Annotated in this window: 15 protein-coding genes, 2 tRNA genes and 1 other RNA gene; 10 read left to right on the top strand and 8 right to left on the bottom strand. The window is 70.4% G+C overall.

Features of this window, described 5'->3' with window-relative positions; translation table 11 throughout:
• Window positions 1-16 precede the first annotated feature (16 nt).
• A tRNA-Ile gene (locus JOF37_RS03365) sits at window positions 17-90 on the top strand.
• A 72-nt stretch (window positions 91-162) separates the two neighbouring features.
• On the opposite strand, the gene JOF37_RS03360 is transcribed toward JOF37_RS03365, so the two are convergent.
• Window positions 163-345 (bottom strand): hypothetical protein, encoded by a 183-nt coding sequence (locus JOF37_RS03360; RefSeq protein WP_210007846.1) that lies wholly within the window; start codon window positions 343-345, stop codon window positions 163-165.
• 197 nt (window positions 346-542) lie between these two features.
• Here JOF37_RS03360 and JOF37_RS03355 point away from each other — a divergent pair, with 197 nt between their 5' ends.
• Window positions 543-1,046, top strand: coding sequence for a DUF3145 domain-containing protein (locus JOF37_RS03355; RefSeq protein WP_210005053.1), 504 nt, complete (start codon window positions 543-545; stop codon window positions 1,044-1,046).
• A gap of 135 nt (window positions 1,047-1,181) precedes the next feature.
• Here the strand turns inward: JOF37_RS03355 and JOF37_RS03350 are convergent, their stop codons facing one another.
• From JOF37_RS03350 to aceE, 6 genes are all read right to left on the bottom strand, one after another.
• Window positions 1,182-2,420, bottom strand: a complete 1,239-nt coding sequence (locus JOF37_RS03350; protein WP_210005051.1) for a beta-ketoacyl-[acyl-carrier-protein] synthase family protein — start codon at window positions 2,418-2,420, stop codon at window positions 1,182-1,184.
• Between the two features lie 51 nt (window positions 2,421-2,471).
• Window positions 2,472-2,720, bottom strand: coding sequence for an acyl carrier protein (locus JOF37_RS03345; protein WP_091499275.1), 249 nt, complete (start codon window positions 2,718-2,720; stop codon window positions 2,472-2,474).
• Window positions 2,721-2,795: 75 nt separating this feature from the next.
• Window positions 2,796-3,797, bottom strand: coding sequence for a beta-ketoacyl-ACP synthase III (locus JOF37_RS03340; RefSeq protein WP_210005049.1), 1,002 nt, complete (start codon window positions 3,795-3,797; stop codon window positions 2,796-2,798).
• A complete protein-coding gene (locus JOF37_RS03335) occupies window positions 3,794-4,711 on the bottom strand; it encodes an ACP S-malonyltransferase (protein ID WP_210005047.1) in 918 nt (305 codons plus the stop codon). The genes JOF37_RS03340 and JOF37_RS03335 overlap by 4 nt, the downstream gene beginning before the upstream one ends.
• A 94-nt stretch (window positions 4,712-4,805) precedes the next feature.
• Window positions 4,806-6,008: a PucR family transcriptional regulator gene (locus JOF37_RS03330; RefSeq protein ID WP_210005045.1), complete on the bottom strand. Its 1,203-nt coding sequence runs from the start codon at window positions 6,006-6,008 to the stop codon at window positions 4,806-4,808.
• A gap of 8 nt (window positions 6,009-6,016) precedes the next feature.
• A complete protein-coding gene (aceE, locus tag JOF37_RS03325) occupies window positions 6,017-8,746 on the bottom strand; it encodes a pyruvate dehydrogenase (acetyl-transferring), homodimeric type (protein WP_210005043.1) in 2,730 nt (909 codons plus the stop codon).
• 137 nt (window positions 8,747-8,883) lie between these two features.
• On the opposite strand from aceE, the gene JOF37_RS03320 reads away from it, so the two are divergent.
• The 4 genes from JOF37_RS03320 (at window position 8,884) to rnpB (ending at window position 11,788) form a co-directional block, all read left to right on the top strand.
• Window positions 8,884-8,957: transfer RNA gene (locus JOF37_RS03320), tRNA-Val, on the top strand.
• Between the two features lies 1 nt (window position 8,958).
• Window positions 8,959-9,690: a zinc ribbon domain-containing protein gene (locus tag JOF37_RS03315; protein WP_210005042.1), complete on the top strand. Its 732-nt coding sequence runs from the start codon at window positions 8,959-8,961 to the stop codon at window positions 9,688-9,690.
• Window positions 9,691-9,697: 7 nt separating this feature from the next.
• The gene (locus JOF37_RS03310) at window positions 9,698-11,386 is read left to right on the top strand and encodes a bifunctional 3'-5' exonuclease/DNA polymerase (RefSeq protein WP_210005041.1); all 1,689 of its coding nucleotides are present in this window, start codon (window positions 9,698-9,700) and stop codon (window positions 11,384-11,386) included.
• Window positions 11,387-11,429: 43 nt separating this feature from the next.
• Window positions 11,430-11,788: RNase P RNA component class A (rnpB, locus tag JOF37_RS03305), an RNA gene on the top strand.
• Window positions 11,789-11,912: 124 nt separating this feature from the next.
• On the opposite strand, the gene ppgK is transcribed toward rnpB, so the two are convergent.
• Window positions 11,913-12,737, bottom strand: coding sequence for a polyphosphate--glucose phosphotransferase (ppgK, locus tag JOF37_RS03300; protein ID WP_210005040.1), 825 nt, complete (start codon window positions 12,735-12,737; stop codon window positions 11,913-11,915).
• 76 nt (window positions 12,738-12,813) lie between these two features.
• Between ppgK and JOF37_RS03295 the strand changes: the two genes are divergently transcribed.
• From JOF37_RS03295 to JOF37_RS03280, 4 genes are read left to right on the top strand one after another with little or no spacing between them, the layout of a single operon-like run.
• The gene (locus tag JOF37_RS03295; RefSeq protein WP_210005039.1) at window positions 12,814-13,035 is read left to right on the top strand and encodes an SPOR domain-containing protein; all 222 of its coding nucleotides are present in this window, start codon (window positions 12,814-12,816) and stop codon (window positions 13,033-13,035) included.
• Window positions 13,036-13,067: 32 nt separating this feature from the next.
• Window positions 13,068-14,405 (top strand): type I glutamate--ammonia ligase, encoded by a 1,338-nt coding sequence (gene glnA / locus JOF37_RS03290; RefSeq protein WP_210005038.1) that lies wholly within the window; start codon window positions 13,068-13,070, stop codon window positions 14,403-14,405.
• A 4-nt stretch (window positions 14,406-14,409) separates the two neighbouring features.
• Complete coding sequence (locus JOF37_RS03285) at window positions 14,410-17,400, top strand: bifunctional [glutamine synthetase] adenylyltransferase/[glutamine synthetase]-adenylyl-L-tyrosine phosphorylase (protein ID WP_210005037.1); 2,991 nt, start codon at window positions 14,410-14,412, stop codon at window positions 17,398-17,400.
• 10 nt (window positions 17,401-17,410) lie between these two features.
• Window positions 17,411-18,313, top strand: a complete 903-nt coding sequence (locus JOF37_RS03280; protein ID WP_210005036.1) for a DUF808 domain-containing protein — start codon at window positions 17,411-17,413, stop codon at window positions 18,311-18,313.
• Window positions 18,314-18,319: the final 6 nt, after the last annotated feature.

Genomic DNA, 18,319 nt, shown 5'->3' with positions numbered 1-18,319 from the left:
TAGGCTCGAACCCCTGGGGGCGGTGGCCAAGCTGGTCAAGGCAGCGGGCTCATAACCCGACGATCGTGGGTTCAAGTCCCACCCGCCCTACCCACGCGAAACGGCCGCCACGAAGGCGGCCGTTCGTGCATCGCGGGCAGCGTGAGCCCCGCGTCGCGATGGTCAGGGGTGCGTGATCGAAGGATCCTGCGGGAAGGCCTCGTTGTCGTCCGGTCCGTCGAGCTCGGCCTCGGCTCCGGCGCGGGCGGCGTCGGCCTTCACCTCGTCGCTCGCGGCATCGGTCGGGCTGCCGCCGTCGGCGTGGGCGTCCTCGGCGTGGCGGTGGTGCGGAGTGTTGTCGCTCATGTCTCGTCCTTTCGTCGAGTCCAGCCTGTGGCCGGACTCCGCTACGCGAAAGCGGCTTGACAGTCGGTTGACGCAGCCCGCACGACACTGTTGTGATTCCCAGGCGGCATGGGCGATAATCGACGCGACAACCGAACACACCGCCGCATCCGGTCTCAGGTCGTAGGGGAAGACGTACCTGACGAAACGGAGAAGTCATGGCGACACCACAGGCGCGTGGAGTGATCTTCATCCACTCCGCGCCACGCGCGTTGTGCCCCCACCTCGAGTGGGCGGCCGGACGCGCTCTCGGGCGTGCGGTGAATTTCGACTGGGACGACCAGCCGGTACTCGCCGGCAGCCGTCGCGCGGAGTTCTACTGGGAGGGCCCGGCGGGAACGGGCGCGGCGCTCGCGACAGCGATCCGTGGCTGGGAGCACCTGCGCTTCGAGGTATCGGAGGACCCGACGCCCCGCAGCGACGGCGGTCGTTGGATGCACACGCCGAGTCTCGGTATCCACTACGCCCAGACGGATGCCGCCGGCAACGTCGTCATCGCCGAGGATCGACTTCGCTACGCGATGGAGATCGCGGCGGGCGATGCCTTCGAGCTGCAGCGCGAGCTGAACGTCGCTCTCGGATCGGCCTGGGACGAGGAGCTCGAACCGTTCCGTCACGCCGGCGACGACGTCGCCGTCGTGTGGCTGCACAAGGTGGGCTGAGCGCGAAGCCTCAGACGGACGTGCGCCGGTACCGGGCATCGGTGCCGCCACCCGGAGCACGAGAACGCGTGCGGACCGTGTGACGAAGAAGAACCCCCGGGGAGCGATCCCCGGGGGTTCTGTCGTTCCGACGGATCAGGCCGAGCGGAAGGCCACGACGGCGTTGTGCCCGCCGAAGCCGAAGGAGTTGCTGATTGCGAGAAGATCGCCGCCGCCCAGCTCCTGCGTGTCGCCCGACACGCGGAACGGTACAGCGGGGTCCTGCTCGCTGATGTTGATCGTCGGGGGAGCGATCCGCTCGCGCAGCGCCAGGATCGTGAAGATCGCCTCGAGCGCGCCAGTGCCTCCGAGGAGGTGTCCTGTCGACGCCTTGGTCGCCGAGACGGGGATCTCGTCGATGCGGTCGCCGAAGACGGTGCGCAGCGCCTGGTACTCGTTCGGGTCGCCGACCGGTGTCGAGGTCGCGTGGGCGTTGATGTGCGCGACCTCGTCGGGGCTGGCATCCGCCTGCTCCAGGGCGCGACGGACGGCACGCGAGGCGCCCGTTCCCTCGGGGTCGTTCGCCGTGATGTGGTACGAGTCGGCAGTGACGCCGCCGCCCACCGCGTAGGCGTAGATCTTCGCGCCGCGGGCCTTGGCGTGCTCCTCGGTCTCGAGGATGAGCACGCCCGCGCCCTCGCCCATGACGAAGCCGTCGCGGTCGACGCTCGTCGGACGCGATGCCGTCGCCGGGTCGTCGTTGCGGCGCGAAAGCGCCTGCATCGACGCGAACGACGCCATCGTGATGGGGTGGATCGCCGACTCGGTGCCGCCGGCGATCACCACGTCGGCGAGGCCGTCCTGCAGGTGCTCGATGGCGTTGACGATCGACTCCGTGCTGGACGCGCATGCACTCGCCACCGTCCGGGCGAACGCGCGCGCCTCGAAGTGCAGCGACAGGTTGCCCGCGGCGGCGTTGGGCATGAGCATGGGCACCGTCATCGGCAGCACGCGCCGAGGGCCCTTCTCGCGCAGCGTGTCCCACGCGTCGAGGAGGGTCCACACCCCGCCGATGCCGGTCGCGAAGTCGACACCCAGGCGTTCGGGGTCGACCTCGGGGCTGCCGGCGTCCGCCCACGCCTCCATCGCCGCGACCATCGCGAACTGCGATGCCGGGTCGAGGCGCTTGGCGACGGGTCGTTCGAGCACGGTGTCGGGACGCACGATCGCCTCAGCGGCGAAGTGGACGGGGATCTGGTACTTCTCGATCCACTCGTGCTCGAGGGTGCGCGCGCCGGAACGGCCGGCGAGCAGTCCGTCCCAGCTCTCGGGCGCCGTGCCGCCCAGGGGCGACGATGCTCCGATGCCGGTGACGACGATACGCGGGGTGCTCATGGATCTCCTCGGTGGAACCCCGGCGGGGGCGTGCGCCCCCGCCGGTGCGGGTTACGCCTGGTTGGACGTGATGTAGGTGACGGCGTCGCCGACGGTCTTGAGGTTCTTGACCTCTTCGTCGGGGATGGTGACGCTGAACTTCTCCTCGGCGTTGACCACGATGGTCATCATCGAGATGGAGTCGATGTCGAGGTCGTCGGTGAACGACTTCTCGAGCGCGACCTCGTCGGCCGAGATACCGGTCTCGTCGGTGATGAGCTCGGCGAGTCCGGCGAGGACCTCGTCGTTGCTGAATGCCATGGGTGTTCTCCTTGTTATCTCTGGACCGACCCGGACGCGGGCCGCTGTTCAGTCTAGGTGCGGGGGTGCTGCGGGTCAGGGAAGGACGACGACCTGCGCGCCGAAGACGAGTCCGGCACCGAAGCCGATCTGCAGCGCGAGGCCGCCGCTGAGCTCGGGGTGCTCCTCGAGCAGGCGGTGCGTGGCCAGGGGGATCGAGGCCGCCGACGTGTTGCCGGTCGTCTCGATGTCCCGTCCGATGGCGACCGTCTCGGGCAGGCCCAGCTGCTTGGCGAACTCGTCGATGATGCGCATATTGGCCTGATGAGGGATGAACGCCGCGAGGTCGGTCGCCTGGATCCCGGCCTCCTCGATCGCGCGGCGCGCGACCTTGACCATCTCCCACACCGCCCAGCGGAAAACCGTGGGTCCCTCCTGACGAAGGGTGGGCCACGGCGCCGTACCGTCGCGGAACTCGACCAGCGTGTGGTTCATGCCGACCGCGTCGGCCTTCGAGCCGTCGGAACCCCAGACCGTCGGACCGATGCCGGGGGTGTCGCTGGGGCCGATGATTACGGCGCCTGCTCCGTCGCCGAGCAGGAACGAGATCGTCCGGTCGGTCGGATCGACGATGTCGCTGAGCTTCTCGGCTCCCACGACGGCGACGTAGCGCGCCGCGCCGGCCCGGACGAGGGCATCGGCCTGGGTCACGCCGTACGAGAAGCCAGCGCACGCCGCGTTGACGTCGTAGGCCGCGGCCGGGTTCGCGCCGACGCGGTCGGCGACGATCGCCGAGACGGACGGGGTCTGCTTGGGGTTCGAGATGGTCGAGACGATCACCGCGTCGACCTGATCGGCGGGGACGCCGCTGCGCTGGATCGCCTCGGCGACCGCGTCGGCGGCGAGGTCGATGACGCTCGTGTCCTTGTCGGCGCGGACGCGCGTCACGATGCCGGTGCGCTGGCGGATCCACTCATCGCTCGAGTCGATGGGCCCGACGAGGTCGTCGTTGGGAACGGCGTTCTCGCCGCGGGCCGCGCCGTACGCGTAGATGCGGGTGTGTGCGGGGCCGGTGGCCTGGCGGATCGCAGCGGTCATGCGGCACCTCCGGAGATGAGAGCGGATGCGGCGACGAGGTCGTCGGGGGTCTTGACGGCGACCGAGGGGATGCCGCGCAGTGCGCGCTTCGCGAGACCGACGAGGGTACCCGCGGGTGCGAACTCGATGATGCCGGTGACGCCGTGCTCGGCGAATGACGCCATGCACAGGTCCCAGCGCACGGGGGAGGCCACCTGCGTCACGAGCCGGTCGAGCGCGTCGCGGCCATCCGTGACGACGGCGCCGTCGCGGTTGGACCACAGCGTCAGCTCCGGGTCGCGGGTGTCGGTTCCTGCCGCGGCGGCCTCGAGTGCGTCGACGGCGGGCGCCATGAAGCGCGTGTGGAACGCACCGGCCACCTGCAGCGGGATCACGCGGGTGGCGGGCACCGGCTCTGCGGCCAGTGCCCCGAGCGCGTCGAGGGTGCCGGCCGCGACGATCTGACCGCCGCCGTTGTAGTTGGCGGGCGTGAGGTCGAGCTCGGAGAGCCGGGCGACGACGGCATCCTGGTCGCCGCCGAGGACGGCGCTCATTCCCGTCTGCTCGCGCGTCGCGGCATCCGCCATCGCCCGCCCGCGCAGGCCGACCAGTCGCAGGCCGGCGCTCTCATCGACGACGCCGGCGGCGACCAGGGCGGCCACTTCGCCGACGGAGTGCCCCGCGACGCCGGAGGGGCGTGCGCCGGAACGCGTCAGGGCGTCGTACGACAGGAGGCTCGCCGCGACGATGAGCGGCTGCGCCACGCGGGTATCGCGGATGCGGTCGGCGTCCCACTCGGTGCCGGCGGCGACGAGGTCGACCTCGGCGAGCTCGGAGTACTGCTCCAGGCGCTCGCGCGCTCCCTCCAGCTCGAGCCAGGGGGCGAGGAACCCGGGGGACTGAGAGCCCTGACCGGGGAACACGGCGATGATCACGATTCCATCCTTCCAACTTCGATGACGTCGCCGCTGGCGGCAGCATCACAACAATGCGCTGATCCTTTGTGTCGACCGTACAGTCGACGCGGAGTCAGCCTCGGCGCGCGACGGGGGCGCGGCGGCGCGTGAGGTCGTTGCCGATGGAGCCCAGGATCAGCGCCGTCTGCAGGATCAGCGCCTCGCGCGGTCCGGTGGCGTCCCAGCCGATGACATCCGACACGCGCTTCAGGCGGTAGCGCACCGTGTTGGGGTGCACGAAGAGTTCGCGGGCTGTGGCTTCGAGCGATCGGCCGTTATCGAGGTAGCTCCAGAGGGTCGCCACGAGGTCGGCCGAATGGGCGAGGAGGGGACGGTAGATGCGCTCGACGAGCGTCGCCTTCGCGACGGGATCGCCGGCCAGCGCGCGCTCGGGCAGCAGGTCGTCCGCTTCGACGGGGCGCGGTGCGTGCCGCCAGGCCCCCGCGACGGCGAAGCCCGCGAGCGCGGCGCGCGCGCTCTGGCTGGCGTCGACGAGCGCCGACACGGTCGGGCCGAGGACGAGGTGTCCGGCGCCGAAACCGGGTTCGAGGCGCGCGGCGATCTCGAGGAAGGTCAGGTCGGGCGCGGGTTCGACGCGTCCGGGCAGGTCGGCTCGGCCGATGACCAGGACGAGCCGCAGGCCCTGCACGCCGACGAGGACATCGACGCCCATCTTGCGTGCGGCGCGGCGCAGCTGATCGACGTCGAACTGCGACGGGGCGGTGCCCACGAGCACCGAGACGGCGCCGTGGCCATGCCAACCGAGCGCTGCGATGCGGCTGGGCAGCTCTTCGTCGGTCTCGCCGGTCAGGATCGAATCCACGACGAGCGCTTCGAGCCGAGCGTCCCACAAACCGCGCGCCTCGGCGGCACGCGCGTAGACGTCCGCGGCCGCGAAGGCGACGTCGCGGGAGTACTTCAGGATCGCCTCGCGCACGTCGTCACCGCGGCCGGCGACGCGCTCCTCGGTCACTTCCACGGTGACCCGCACGAGCTGCAGCGTCTGGGTGAGGCTCACGCTGCGCAGCAGCTCGCGCGGGGCGGCCGCGAAGATGTCGGCGGCGATCCGCGGCGTCGAGGACGGGTCCTCGTACCACTGGATGAACGAGGTGATGCCCGCCTGCGCGACCAGTCCTACGGAGGACCGGCGCGCAGGCGGCATCTCGGCGTACCAGGGCAGGGTCTCCTCGAGGCGATTGATCGTGGCCGTGGCCAGATCCCCCGAGATGCGGCGGAGCCACGCGAGCGTCTCCGCCTTCGACCGTGCGTCGGCCACCGACGGGGTCAGCTTTCTCCGCCCGCGTTGCCGCTCGTGCCGGCGGCGACATCGTGCAGCCGGTAACGCTCGATCGCCTGCGCCGAGAGACCGCGGTCGACGACGCCGTCGTCGGCCAGGGCCTGCAGGGTGCGGACGACGATCGAGGGGCCGTCGATCTTGAAGAAGCGACGGGCGGCGGGACGCGTGTCCGAGAAGCCGAAGCCTTCGGCGCCCAGCGTCGCGAAGCGACGCGGCACCCACGGCCGGATCTGGTCCTGGACCGCGTGCATGAAGTCGCTGACGGCGACGACGGGCCCCTCGGAGTCGTTCAGCTTCTGCGTCACGAACGCCGTGCGCGGCTCATCGGTGGGGTGCAGGAAGTTGTGCTCGTCGGCGGCGAGGCCGTCGCGACGCAGCTCCGTCCAGCTCGTGACTGACCAGACGTCGGCGATCACGCCCCAGTCGTCCTTCAGCAGCTTCTGCGCCTCGAAGGCCCACGGCACGCCGACGCCCGAGGCGAGCAGCTGTGCGCGGGGTCCGTCGCCCTCGCCGATGCTCACGCGGTGGATACCGCGCACGATGCCGTCGACGTCGACATCCTCCGGCTCCTTCGGCTGCACCAGCGGCTCGTTGTAGAGCGTGATGTAGTACATGACGTTGGGGTCGGGGTGGTCGCCGCCGTACATGCGCTCGAGGCCCGAGCGGACGATGTGCGCGATCTCGTACCCGTACGCCGGGTCGTAGGAGACGGTGGCGGGGTTGGTCGAGGCGAGCAGGTGCGAGTGCCCGTCGGCGTGCTGCAGGCCCTCGCCGGTCAGCGTCGTGCGTCCGGCCGTCGCGCCCATGATGAAGCCGCGCGCCATCTGGTCGCCCGCCGCCCACTGAGCGTCGCCCGTGCGCTGGAACCCGAACATCGAGTAGAAGACGTAGACCGGGATGAGCGGCTCGCCGTGCGTGGCGTACGACGTGCCGATCGCGGTGAACGCCGCCACGGCGCCGGCCTCGTTGATGCCGACGTGCAGGATCTGACCCTGGGGGCTCTCCTTGTACGCCAGCAGCAGCTCGCGGTCGACCGACGTGTAGTTCTGACCGTGCGGGTTGTAGATCTTCGCGGTCGGGAAGTACGCGTCCATGCCGAACGTGCGGGCCTCGTCGGGAATGATCGGCACGATGCGGTGACCGAAGTCCTTCGAGCGCAGCAGATCCTTCAGCAGGCGGACGAACGCCATGGTGGTGGCGATCTCCTGCGTGCCCGAGCCCTTCTTCGGCAGCGCGTACGACTCGTCGCCCGGCAGGGTGAGCGGGACGTGGGTCGAACGACGCTGCGGCAGGAAGCCGCCGAGCTCGCGGCGACGCTCCAGCATGTAGCGGATCGTCTCGTCCTCGGCGCCGGGGTGGTAGTACGGCGGGAGGTACGGGTTCTCCTCGAGCTGTGCATCGGTGATCGGGATGCGCATCGAGTCGCGGAAGTGCTTCAGGTTCTCGAGCGTCATCTTCTTCATCTGGTGGGTCGCGTTGCGGCCCTCGAAGTGGTGACCGAGACCGTAGCCCTTGATGGTCTTGGCGAGGATGACGGTGGGCTGGCCCTTGTGCTGCATCGCCTGCTTGTAGGCGGCGTAGACCTTCTGGTAGTCGAGGCCACCGCGGCGCAGCTTGCCCCAGATGTCGTCGTCCGACCAGTCCTTCACCAGGGCGGCGGTGCGCTCGTCACGACCGAAGAAGTGCTCGCGGATGAAGCCGCCGTCCTCGGCGCGGTAGGTCTGGAAGTCGCCGTCGGGCGTGGTGTTCATGAGGCGCACGAGCGCGCCTTCCGAGTCCTGCGAGAGCAGCTCGTCCCAGCCGCGACCCCAGACGACCTTGATGACGTTCCAGCCGGCGCCGCGGAAGTAGGCCTCGAGCTCCTGAACGATCTTGCCGTTGCCGCGCACCGGGCCGTCGAGACGCTGCAGGTTGCAGTTGATGACGAAGGTCAGGTTGTCGAGACCCTCGTTCGCCGCGACCTGGAGCTGACCGCGGCTCTCGACCTCGTCCATCTCGCCGTCGCCGAGGAACGCCCAGACGTGCGAGTCGGAGACGTCCTTGATGCCCCGGTTCGTCAGGTACTTGTTGTTCATCGCCTGGTAGATGGCGTTGATCGGGCCGAGACCCATCGACACCGTCGGGAACTGCCAGTAGTCCGGCATCAGGCGGGGGTGAGGGTACGACGGGATGCCGTTGGGTGCCTTCGAGGCCTCCTGGCGGAAGCCGTCGAGCTGGTCCTCGGTGAGGCGGCCCTCGAGGTACGAGCGGGCGTAGATGCCGGGGGAGGCGTGGCCCTGGATGAAGATCTGGTCGCCGCCCGAGGGGTGCTCGGGACCGCGGAAGAAGTGGTTGAAGCCGACTTCGTAGAGCGAGGCCGACGACGCGTAGGTCGAGATGTGACCGCCGACACCGATGCCGGGGCGCTGGGCGCGGTGCACGGTGACCGCCGCGTTCCAACGGATCCACCGGCGGTAGCGGCGCTCAAGCTCCTCATCGCCGGGGAACTCCGGCTCGTTCTCGGGAGCGATGGTGTTGATGTAGTCCGTCACCGGCACCTGGGGCACGTTCAGCTGCAGCTCGTGCGAGGCCTGAAGCAGGCTCAGCATGATCTCGCGACCGCGACCCGAGCCCTTCGCATCGACGAGCTGCCGCAGCGACTCCTGCCATTCGCCGGTCTCTTCGGGGTCGCTGTCCAGTGCGTCCTGGGAGTAGGGGTCTTGATCGTTGACAGTCACGGGCGACCTTTCTCGTATGGCAGATCGTGCCAGGTAATCACCACGGGCCGTGCGCGGGCGTTGTCGGGCGCGCACAAGCACCGCACGACAGCCTACCCACGCTCCGAGGTGTCGGCGCTCTCGTAGACTGACAGGAGGGGCCTATAGCTCAGTTGGTTAGAGCACCTCGTTTACACCGAGGGGGTCGGGAGTTCGAGTCTCTCTGGGCCCACATGAACGCCACCCCCGCAGACCAGCTGCTGCTTCTGGATCTCGTCCGGCTCGACGCGCAGGCCCGCGGTGCCGAGGCGGCGATGCGCAATCCGGCTCAGGCCAAGCGCGTGCAGGAGCTTCTCGCGCGCCGTCAGGAGCTGTCGGTCGAGCTCACCGGCCTGCTCGGCACGCGCGACGACATCCAGGCCGAGCTCGGTCGCATCGCGTCCGACGTCACCGTCGTCGATGCGCGTGCCGCGCGCGATGCCGAGCGGCTCGCGGCGACCTCCAGCCCGAAGGACGCGCAGGGGCTCGAGCACGAGATCGCCTCGCTCGCGCGGCGCAAGAGCGAGCTCGAGGACGCTCAGCTGGCCGCGATGGAGCGACTCGAGGCCGCCGAGGCCGCCGTCGCCGCCCAGCAGGCGCTCATCGCAGAGGTCAACGCCGAGGGCGGCCGGCTCAGCGCCGACGGCAAGGCGGCGGTGGCCGAGGCGCAGGCGCGGCGAGATGCCGCGACGCGCGACCGCGCCGCCATCGCGGCCCGTGTGCCGGGCGACCTGCTCGCGCGGTACGAGTCGCTCGCGGAGCGCACGCCGGGCGCCGGGCTGCTGAGCCGCCGGACGTGCGGCGGCTGCAACATGGAGCTCTCGGGCACCGACCTGAAGGCGATCGCGCAGGCCGCCGCCGACGAGGTCGTGACGTGCCCGCAGTGCGGGTGCATCCTCGTGCGCACCGACGAATCCGGTCTGTGATCCGACGATGACCGCGGCCCGCGCCCACTGGCGCGCGGTCGGACGCGGCAGCGACGGGGGCGTCGACGTGGCGGTCGTGGACGCGACCGGGTCGGTGATCGAGCGACGCGTCGTCGCCGCGGCGCAGCTCGCGCAGGAGGTGGCGGCCGAGCCCGATGCCCGCTGGGTCTGGTCCGACACGACGGCGTGGTACCCCGACCTCCTCGCCGCGGGCGTGCGGGTCGACCGGTGCCACGACGTTCGGCTGTGCCATGCGATCCTGCGCGACAGCTCCCTCGTGACGGATGCCGCCGGCCTTCGGGCCGCGACCGCGTGGGACGCCGCCTCCGCTGACCCGACGGCCGAGCGAGACGTCCTGTTCGCGCTCGAGCCCGCCGCCGACGCCATCCCGCGAGACCTGGACTCGACACTGGCCGAGTTCGCGCGCCAAGCCCGCGCCGTCGCGGGCGCGACGGATCCGGCGAGGCTGCGCCTGCTGACCGCCGCGGAGTCGGCCGGTGCGCTCGTCGCGGTGGAGCTGCACGCCGCCGGCGTCCCGTGGAGCCGCGACGTGCACGACGCGATCCTCACCGACGCCCTGGGTCCGCGTCCGCGGCCCGGAGAGCTGCCGAGCCGGGTGCGCGAGCTCGCCGAACGGGTGCGCGCCGAGCTCGCCGACCCGGCCGCCAGTCTCGATTCGCACCCCCGACTGCTGCGTTCGCTGCACCGGGTGGGGGTGCTCGTGGAGTCCACGAGCAAGTGGGAGCTCCGACGCCACGACCATCCCGTCATCGAGCCTCTGCTGGCGTACAAGCGCGCCATGCGATTGCTCAGCGCCAACGGGTGGGCGTGGATGGACGAATGGATCCCGGTCGATCGCTTCCGACCTGTGTACGTGCCGGGCGGTGTCGTCACCGGGCGGTGGGCTTCGTCGGGCGGGGGAGCCCTGCAGCTGCCGCGGATGCTGCGCCCCGCCGTGCGCGCGGACGAGGGGTGGACGCTCGTCGTCGCCGACGTCGCGCAGCTCGAGCCCCGCATCCTCGCGGCGATGTCCGGCGACCTCGCGCTCGCCGAGGCCGCGCGCGGCCGTGATCTGTATGAGGGAATCGTCGCGCGGGGCACCGTCTCCAACCGGCAGGAGGCCAAGATGGCCCTGCTGGGGGCGATGTACGGCGCGACGAGCGGCGACAGCGGGCGACTCGTTCCGTCGCTGCGGCGGGCCTACCCGCGCGCCATGGCCCTCGTCGACGACGCCGCGCGCGTGGGGGAGGACGGCGGATCCGTCCGCACACTGCTGGGACGCACGAGCCCGGAGCCCTCCGCCGCGTGGCGCGAGCTCCAGGCGGATGCCGCCGAGCCGGAGGCATCCGATGCGGTCCGAGCCTTCGCTCGGTCACGCGCGCGCGAACGCGGCCGCTTCACCCGCAACTTCGTTGTGCAGGGGACGGCGGCCGAATGGGCCCTCGCGTGGCTCGCCGACCTGCGACGACGCCTCGCGGAGTTCCCCGCCGCCGGCGAGAATCCGGTGACGGGGCGCGCGCATCTGGCGTTCTTCCTGCACGACGAGATCATCGTCCACGCCCCGGTCGATCACGCCGAGGCGGCAGCCGAGGCCGTGCGCGAAGCCGCGGATGCCGCGGGCCGTCTGCTCTTCGGCTCGTTCCCGCTCGACTTCCGACTGGACGTGCGCATCGCGGCATCCGCCGACAAGAGCTGACGGCGGAGCCCGCGCGACCCGGCGGCTAGACTCGACGGGCGAATGGGTCGGCTGGACGGTCGCGTGGCGGGCAACCGCACCGAGGAACGTCCGGGCTCCACAGGACAGGACGGTGGGTAACACCCACCCGGAGTGATCCGCGAGACAGTGCCACAGAGAGCAGACCGCCGGCGTTCACGTCGGTAAGGGTGAAAGGGTGGTGTAAGAGACCACCGGGGTCGTGGTGACACGACCCGCACGGTAAACCTCGTCCGGAGCAAGGTCAGACAGGGGATGCAGACGCGGTCCGCCGAGTCCCCGGGTAGACCGCTGGAGCGGCACGGCAACGTGTCGCCGAGAGAGATGGCCGTCCACGGGGCTCACGCCCCCGGACAGAACCCGGCGTACAGGCCGGCCCATTCGCCTTATCCGCCTGACCGTGCCGCGGGCATGCCTCGAGTGAGGCGCACTTGCGACCGTCAGGCGCGGTTCGATTCGCGCCTGACGCGCCGAAGTGCGCCCGAGGCCCGTGACCTCGCCACGGACCTCACTCCGCGGTCGTGGCGGCGAGGTCTTCGGTCGTCTTGTCGAGCGCGCCCGGCTGCTCGCCGGCGAGGGCGAGGGCCGCGGCGCCGATGATGCCCGCATTGTTCCGGTGCACGGCCGGGACGATCGGCGTCTTCAGGTCGAGCAGCGGCAGGAACTTGTCGGCGTGCTTCGAGACGCCGCCGCCGACGACGAACAGGTCGGGCGAGAAGAGGAACTCGATGTGGCTGTAGTACCACTGCAGCCGCTCGGCCCACTCGGGCCAGTCGAGCTCGTCGCGCTCCATGGCCGAGTACGCCGCCCAGGCCTCGGCATCCTTGCCGTGCTTCGCGCGGTGTACATGGCCGAGCTCGGAGTTGGGGATCAGCACGCCGTTGTAGATCATCGCCGAACCGATTCCGGTGCCGAGCGTGGTGAGGATGACGAGGCCGTCCTGTCCGCGCGCGGCGCCGTAGCGCAGTTCGGCGACGCCGGCGACATCCGCGTCGTTGGCGAAGTGGATCTGCCGCCCGAGTCCGGTCTCGAAGAAGTGCTCGGCCTCGAAGTCGATCCAGGTGTCGGCGACGTTCGCGGCGGAGAGCGTTCGTCCGTGCTTCACGATGGCGGGGAATGCGACACCCAGCGGCACGTCGGGGGCGTCGGCCACCTCGAGTCGGTCGAGCACGACCTTCACCGCTGCCAGGACTTCTTCGGGTTCGGCGCCGCGCGGAGTCGGCACCTTGATCCGGTCGGTCAGCAGCGTGCCCGTCGAGAGGTCGACGACGGCTCCCTTGATCCCGGTTCCGCCGATGTCCACTCCGACAGCTCGCGTCGCGTTCGCACTCATGCGCCCAGCCTATCGACCGGGCGCCCGCCGGATTAGGCTCGGGCTGAGCGCCGCCCAGGCGCAGTGAGGAGCCATCATGCCCGCGAGCGACGGCGAGTTCTGGTACAACCTCGTGACGCGTCAGGTGGAGCGGGGCAAGCAGTCCCCGGGCGCCGACCGCGCCGGCCCCTTCGCGACCGCCGACGAGGCGGCGCGGGCACCGGAGATCATGGCTCAGCGGGCCCAGGCCTGGCGCGAGGACGAGGCTCGTGACGACGACTGGGGCACCCCGCCGTCGGAGGGCGCTCGCCGCCAGTAGTCTGGTTGCGACCCTGTCTCGGAGAGGACGCGATGGACAAGCAGCGGGACTTCGTACTGCGCACGATCGAGGAGCGAGGCGTCAAGTTCGTCCGGCTCTGGTTCACCGACGTGATCGGCACCCTCAAGTCGGTCGCGATCGCGCCCGCCGAGGTCGAGGGCGCCTTCGCGGAGGGGCTGGGCTTCGACGGCTCGGCGATCGAGGGCCTGACCCGCACCTACGAGTCGGATCTGCTCGCGCATCCCGATCCGACCACTTTCCAGCTGCTGCCGTGGCGTGGTGAGGTCGATCCCACCGCCCGCATGTTCTGCGACATCACGACCCCGGACGGTCAGCCCGCGGTCGCCGACCCGCGCAACGTGCTCAAGCGCTCGCTCGCGAAGGCCGCCGACGCCGGCTTCACCTTCTACACGCATCCCGAGATCGAGTTCTACCTGCTGAAGTCGTCGAGCTACGGCCCCGACGGTCCCGAGCCCGTCGACTCGGCCGGCTACTTCGACAACGTCCCCGGCGGCACGGCCCACGACTTCCGACGCCGGTCGGTGCGGATGCTGGAAGACCTGGGCATCTCGGTCGAGTACAGCCACCACGAGGGCGGCCCCGGCCAGAACGAGATCGACCTGCGCTACGCCGATGCTCTCGCGACGGCCGACAACATCATGACGTTCCGCACCGTCATCAAGGAGGTGGCGATCGAGCAGGGCGTGTACGCGACGTTCATGCCCAAGCCCCTCGGCGGCCACCCCGGAAGCGGCATGCACACGCACATGTCCCTGTTCGAGGGCGATGTGAACGCGTTCTACGAAGAGGGCGCGCAGTACCAGCTCTCGCAGACGGGACGCCAGTTCATCGCCGGCCTGCTGCGCCACGCGAACGAGATCTCCGCCGTCACGAACCAGTTCGTCAATTCGTACAAGCGGCTCTGGGGCGGCGACGAGGCCCCGAGCTTCATCACGTGGGGGCACAACAACCGTTCGGCCCTCGTCCGCGTGCCGATGTACAAGCCGAACAAGAGCCAGTCCTCGCGCGTCGAGTACCGCGCCCTCGACTCGGCCGCCAACCCGTACCTCGCGTACGCGCTGCTGCTGGCCGCGGGCCTCAAGGGCATCGAGGAAGGCTACGAGCTGCCCTCCGAGGCCGAAGACAACGTCTGGTCGCTCACGGATGCCGAACGGCGTGCCCTCGGCTACGCGCCGCTGCCGGCGAGCCTCGACCACGCGCTCGAGTACATGGAGGAGTCCGAGCTCGTCGCCGAGACGCTGGGTGAGCAGGTCTTCAACTACGTTCTGCTGAACAAGCGGCGCGAGTGGCAGAACTACCGCGCCCAGGTGACGCCGTTCGAGCTCAAGAGCAATCTGGAGATGCTCTGAGGCCATGATCCGGGGACCTCGGGCGGTCGGTCTGACCGGACTCGCGCGAGCGGGCTTCGACGATCTCGGGCGGGCGGACGAGCATCTCGGCGAGCTGTCGGCGGCCACCGGTCTGCCGCGCGACGAACTGGTCTCGGGTGCCGAGCTGGCGGCCGACCCCGACGGTGCGACGGACGCGCTCCTGAGCATCGCGCGGCGCGCACCCGATGCGGTGCGCGAGGCGCTGGCCCGACGCCCGGATGCCGTCTGGTCCGTGCTCGGCGCCTCACGGGGCTTCGCGGAGTTCTACCTCCGGCATCCGGACGAGCTCGTCGATCTCACGGATGAGGGCGAGGGGCTGCCGACGCGCGACGAGCTGCGCGACGCCCTCCTCGCGAGCGTCGGCGCGACCGAGGGGTTCGCGGACTCCGCGGGCGACGAGGCCTGGGTCGCTCTGCGCATCGGCTACCGGCGGATGCTCGCACGCATCGCCCGATTCGATCTCGGCGCGTCCGACCCCGCGCTCATCCTGCACGCCGTCGCGGCCGCACTCGCCGACGCGGCGGGAGCAGCGCTGGAGGCCTCGCTCGCCGTGGCCCGCGCGCGGCTCGTGGCCGGTGTGCCCGGTGCCGGACGGTTCGCCCGAGACGAGGTCGCCGCGACGCAGCTTGCGATCATCGGCATGGGCAAGTCAGGCGCCCGCGAGCTGAACTACGTCAGCGACGTGGACGTCATCTTCGTGGGCGGCTCGACCGATGAGTCGGTCGTCGCCGAAGCGCGCGCGGTCGACATCGCCACGCGCCTGGCCATGCAGACGATGCGCGGGATCTCGGAGGTCGAGATCGAGCCGCCGCTGTGGGAGGTCGATCCCAATCTGCGCCCCGAAGGGAAGCAGGGCGCCCTGGTGCGCACGCTCGAGTCGCACATCGCCTACTACGACCGGTGGGCCAAGAGCTGGGAGTTCCAGGCGCTGTTGAAGGCCCGCCCCCTCGCCGGAGACGAGGACCTCGGCGAGCGCTACGTCGCCGCCGTCCAGCCGCGCGTCTGGGCCAGCGCCGCCCGCGAGAACTTCGTCGACAGCGTGCAGCGCATGCGCGAGCGCGTGACCGAGCACATCCCCGCCGACGAGGTCGCTCGTCAGCTGAAGCTCGGGCCCGGCGGCATCCGCGACATCGAATTCACCGTCCAGCTGCTGCAGCTCGTGCACGGGGCGTCCGACGAACGGATCCGCGAGCGCTCGACCCTCGACGCACTCGACGCTCTCGTGTCGCAGGGGTACATCGGACGCGAGGATGCCGCCCACTTCGCTCTCGACTACCGGCGGCTGCGCGTCATGGAGCACCGGCTGCAGCTGCGCGAGCTGCGACGCACCCACCTCATGCCCGAGGACGGCGCATCGCTGCGCATCCTCGCCCGATCGGCGCGCATCGGCGAGAGCGCCGACCGGGTCGTCGCGGCCTGGGAGGAGATCAAGCGCGAGGTGCGCGAGATCCACGTCCGCCTGTTCTACCGACCGCTGCTGTCGGCCGTCGCGGCATTGCCGGCGGACGAGCACACCCTCTCGCCCGAGCAGGCGAAAGCCCGCCTCGCGGCGATCGGATTCCGCGATCCGGCTGGCGCGCTGCGACACATGGGCGCCCTGACGAGTGGGCTCAGCCGCAAGACGGTGATCCAGCGTCACCTCATGCCCGTCATGATCCGGTGGTTCGCCGACGGCGTCGACCCCGATTACGGACTGCTGGCCTTCCGCCGCATCAGCGAGCGTCTCGGCGACACCCCGTGGTTCCTGCGGATGCTGCGCGACTCGTCCGGCGCCGCAGAGAGCCTGACCCGGCTGCTGTCGGGCTCACGCTACGTCGGTGAGCTCATGGAGTGGATCCCCGAGTCCATCGCGTGGCTCGACTCGCGCGAGCAGCTGCGTCCGCGACCCGGCTACGTGCTGCAGGAGGAGGCGCGCGCGATCCAGACCCGACACCGGTCGATCGACGACGCGATGTCGGCGGTGCGTGCGCTGCGTCGGCGTGAGCTGCTGCGTCTCGCCATGGCCGCGGTGGTGGGAGATCTCTCGATCGAGGAGCTCGCGGAAGGACTGACGACGATCACCGAGGTGACGATCCAGGCCACCCTGCGGGCGGTGCGCCGCGAGATCGTCCCGCCGGAGGACGACGGCCTCGACTTCTCGATCATCGCGATGGGGCGCTTCGGCGGTGCCGAGCTCGGTTTCGGGTCGGATGCCGACATCATCTACGTCTACGATCCGAACGGCGTCGCACCGCAGCGGGCACAGGAGCTGGCGCTGCAGCTGGTGCACGGGGTGCGGCGCTACTCCGAGGATCACCGCGTCCCCCTCGATCTCGACGCCGGCCTGCGGCCGGAGGGGCGCAACGGACCGCTCGTGCGTTCGCTGGAGTCGTACGCCGAGTACTACCGCCGGTGGTCGCTGTCGTGGGAGGCGCAGGCGCTGCTACGTGCTCGCGGCGTCGCCGGCAGCGTGTCGCTCATCGAGCGTTTCCTCGCGCTCGCCGACGACGTGCGCTATCCCGAGGCGCCCGACCCGCAGGGGCTGCGGGAGATCCGCCGTATCAAGGCCCGTGTCGAGAGCGAGCGTCTGCCGCAGGGGCAGGACCGTTCGCGCCACCTCAAGCTCGGTCCCGGGGGCCTGAGCGACGTCGAATGGCTCGTGCAGCTGCTGCAGCTCGAGCACGGCCATCGCATCGAGGGCCTGCGGACGACCTCGACGATGTCCGCACTCGAGGCTGCGGTGACGGCCGAGCTGATCCCGCAGGACGCGGCCGACAAGCTCGCGGCGGCGTGGCGGCTGGCCAGCCGCCTGCGGTCGGCGAACACGCTGCTCTCGGGCCAGACCAGCGACGTGCTGCCCACCGATCGGGCGCGGCTGGACGGGATCGGCCGATTGCTGGAATATCCTGCGAGATCGGCCACGATGGTCGAGGAGGACTGGATGCGCGCCGCGCGTCAGGCCCGCCGCGTGTTCGAGAAGCTCTTCTACTCCTAAAAGGGGAATCATGTCGGTTGGTCTGCTCGCCGTCGTCGACGACATCCTGAGCGCCGCGCTCAAGGCCTCGGCCAAGTCGGCGGGTGTCGTCATCGACGACGCCGCCGTGACGCCGCAGTACGTGCAGGGCATCACGCCGGCCCGCGAGCTGCCCGTCGTCGCGAAGATCGCGCTCGGGTCGATCGCGAACAAGTTCCTCATCATCATCCCGGTGGCGCTGCTGCTGACCGCCTTCGCTCCGGCCGTGCTGCCGTTCCTGCTCATCCTCGGCGGGACGTTCCTCTGCTACGAAGGTGCGGAGAAGGTGCTCGAGTGGTTCGGTGTGCACCACGGGGCCGCTGATGACGGCCCGCGCGACGAGAAGAAGCTCGTTCTCGGTGCCGTGCGCACCGATCTCATCCTCTCGGCCGAGATCATGCTCATCTCGCTGTCGAACCTCGACGACGACATGAGCATCTGGCAGACGCTCGCCGTGCTCGCCGTCATCGCGCTCCTGATGACCGGCATCGTCTACGGGGCGGTCGCGCTCCTGGTGAAGATCGATGACATCGGCCTGCGCATGGCGAAGAACCCGTCGCGCCAGGTGCGACACACGGGGATGCGGATCGTCCGGTCCATGCCGGCGGTGTTCCGCGTCATCAGCGTCGTCGGCACCGTCGCCATGCTGTGGGTCGGCGGACACCTCTTGCTGGCGAACCTCGGCGAGGTCGGCGTGCACGCCGCGGCCGACCTGCTCCACGGCATCGAGCACGCTCTGCACGATCTCGGCGGGGCCGTGGTGTGGACGGGGGAGACGCTCGTCTCCGCCATCGCCGGGTTGCTGGCGGGGCTGATCATCGTGGGTGTGCTGACGCTCGTCCGCCGCCTCCGGCACCGCGGCGCGGACGCGCACAGCGGTGCCGGAGCGCACTGACGCTCG

Source organism: Microbacterium imperiale (assembly GCF_017876655.1).
GTDB classification, from domain to species: domain Bacteria; phylum Actinomycetota; class Actinomycetes; order Actinomycetales; family Microbacteriaceae; genus Microbacterium; species Microbacterium imperiale.
The sequence above is the reverse complement of the archived record's forward strand: the minus strand, read 5'-3'. Positions and strand labels throughout refer to the sequence as shown.

Coding starts and splice junctions, on each gene's coding strand:
- JOF37_RS03360 (WP_210007846.1), bottom strand. CDS start 345: ATGAGCGACAACACTCCGCACCACCGCCACGCCGAGGACGCCCACGCC.
- JOF37_RS03355 (WP_210005053.1), top strand. CDS start 543: ATGGCGACACCACAGGCGCGTGGAGTGATCTTCATCCACTCCGCGCCA.
- JOF37_RS03350 (WP_210005051.1), bottom strand. CDS start 2,420: ATGAGCACCCCGCGTATCGTCGTCACCGGCATCGGAGCATCGTCGCCC.
- JOF37_RS03345 (WP_091499275.1), bottom strand. CDS start 2,720: ATGGCATTCAGCAACGACGAGGTCCTCGCCGGACTCGCCGAGCTCATC.
- JOF37_RS03340 (WP_210005049.1), bottom strand. CDS start 3,797: ATGACCGCTGCGATCCGCCAGGCCACCGGCCCCGCACACACCCGCATC.
- JOF37_RS03315 (WP_210005042.1), top strand. CDS start 8,959: ATGAACGCCACCCCCGCAGACCAGCTGCTGCTTCTGGATCTCGTCCGG.
- JOF37_RS03310 (WP_210005041.1), top strand. CDS start 9,698: ATGACCGCGGCCCGCGCCCACTGGCGCGCGGTCGGACGCGGCAGCGAC.
- ppgK (WP_210005040.1), bottom strand. CDS start 12,737: ATGAGTGCGAACGCGACGCGAGCTGTCGGAGTGGACATCGGCGGAACC.
- JOF37_RS03295 (WP_210005039.1), top strand. CDS start 12,814: ATGCCCGCGAGCGACGGCGAGTTCTGGTACAACCTCGTGACGCGTCAG.
- glnA (WP_210005038.1), top strand. CDS start 13,068: ATGGACAAGCAGCGGGACTTCGTACTGCGCACGATCGAGGAGCGAGGC.
- JOF37_RS03285 (WP_210005037.1), top strand. CDS start 14,410: ATGATCCGGGGACCTCGGGCGGTCGGTCTGACCGGACTCGCGCGAGCG.
- JOF37_RS03280 (WP_210005036.1), top strand. CDS start 17,411: ATGTCGGTTGGTCTGCTCGCCGTCGTCGACGACATCCTGAGCGCCGCG.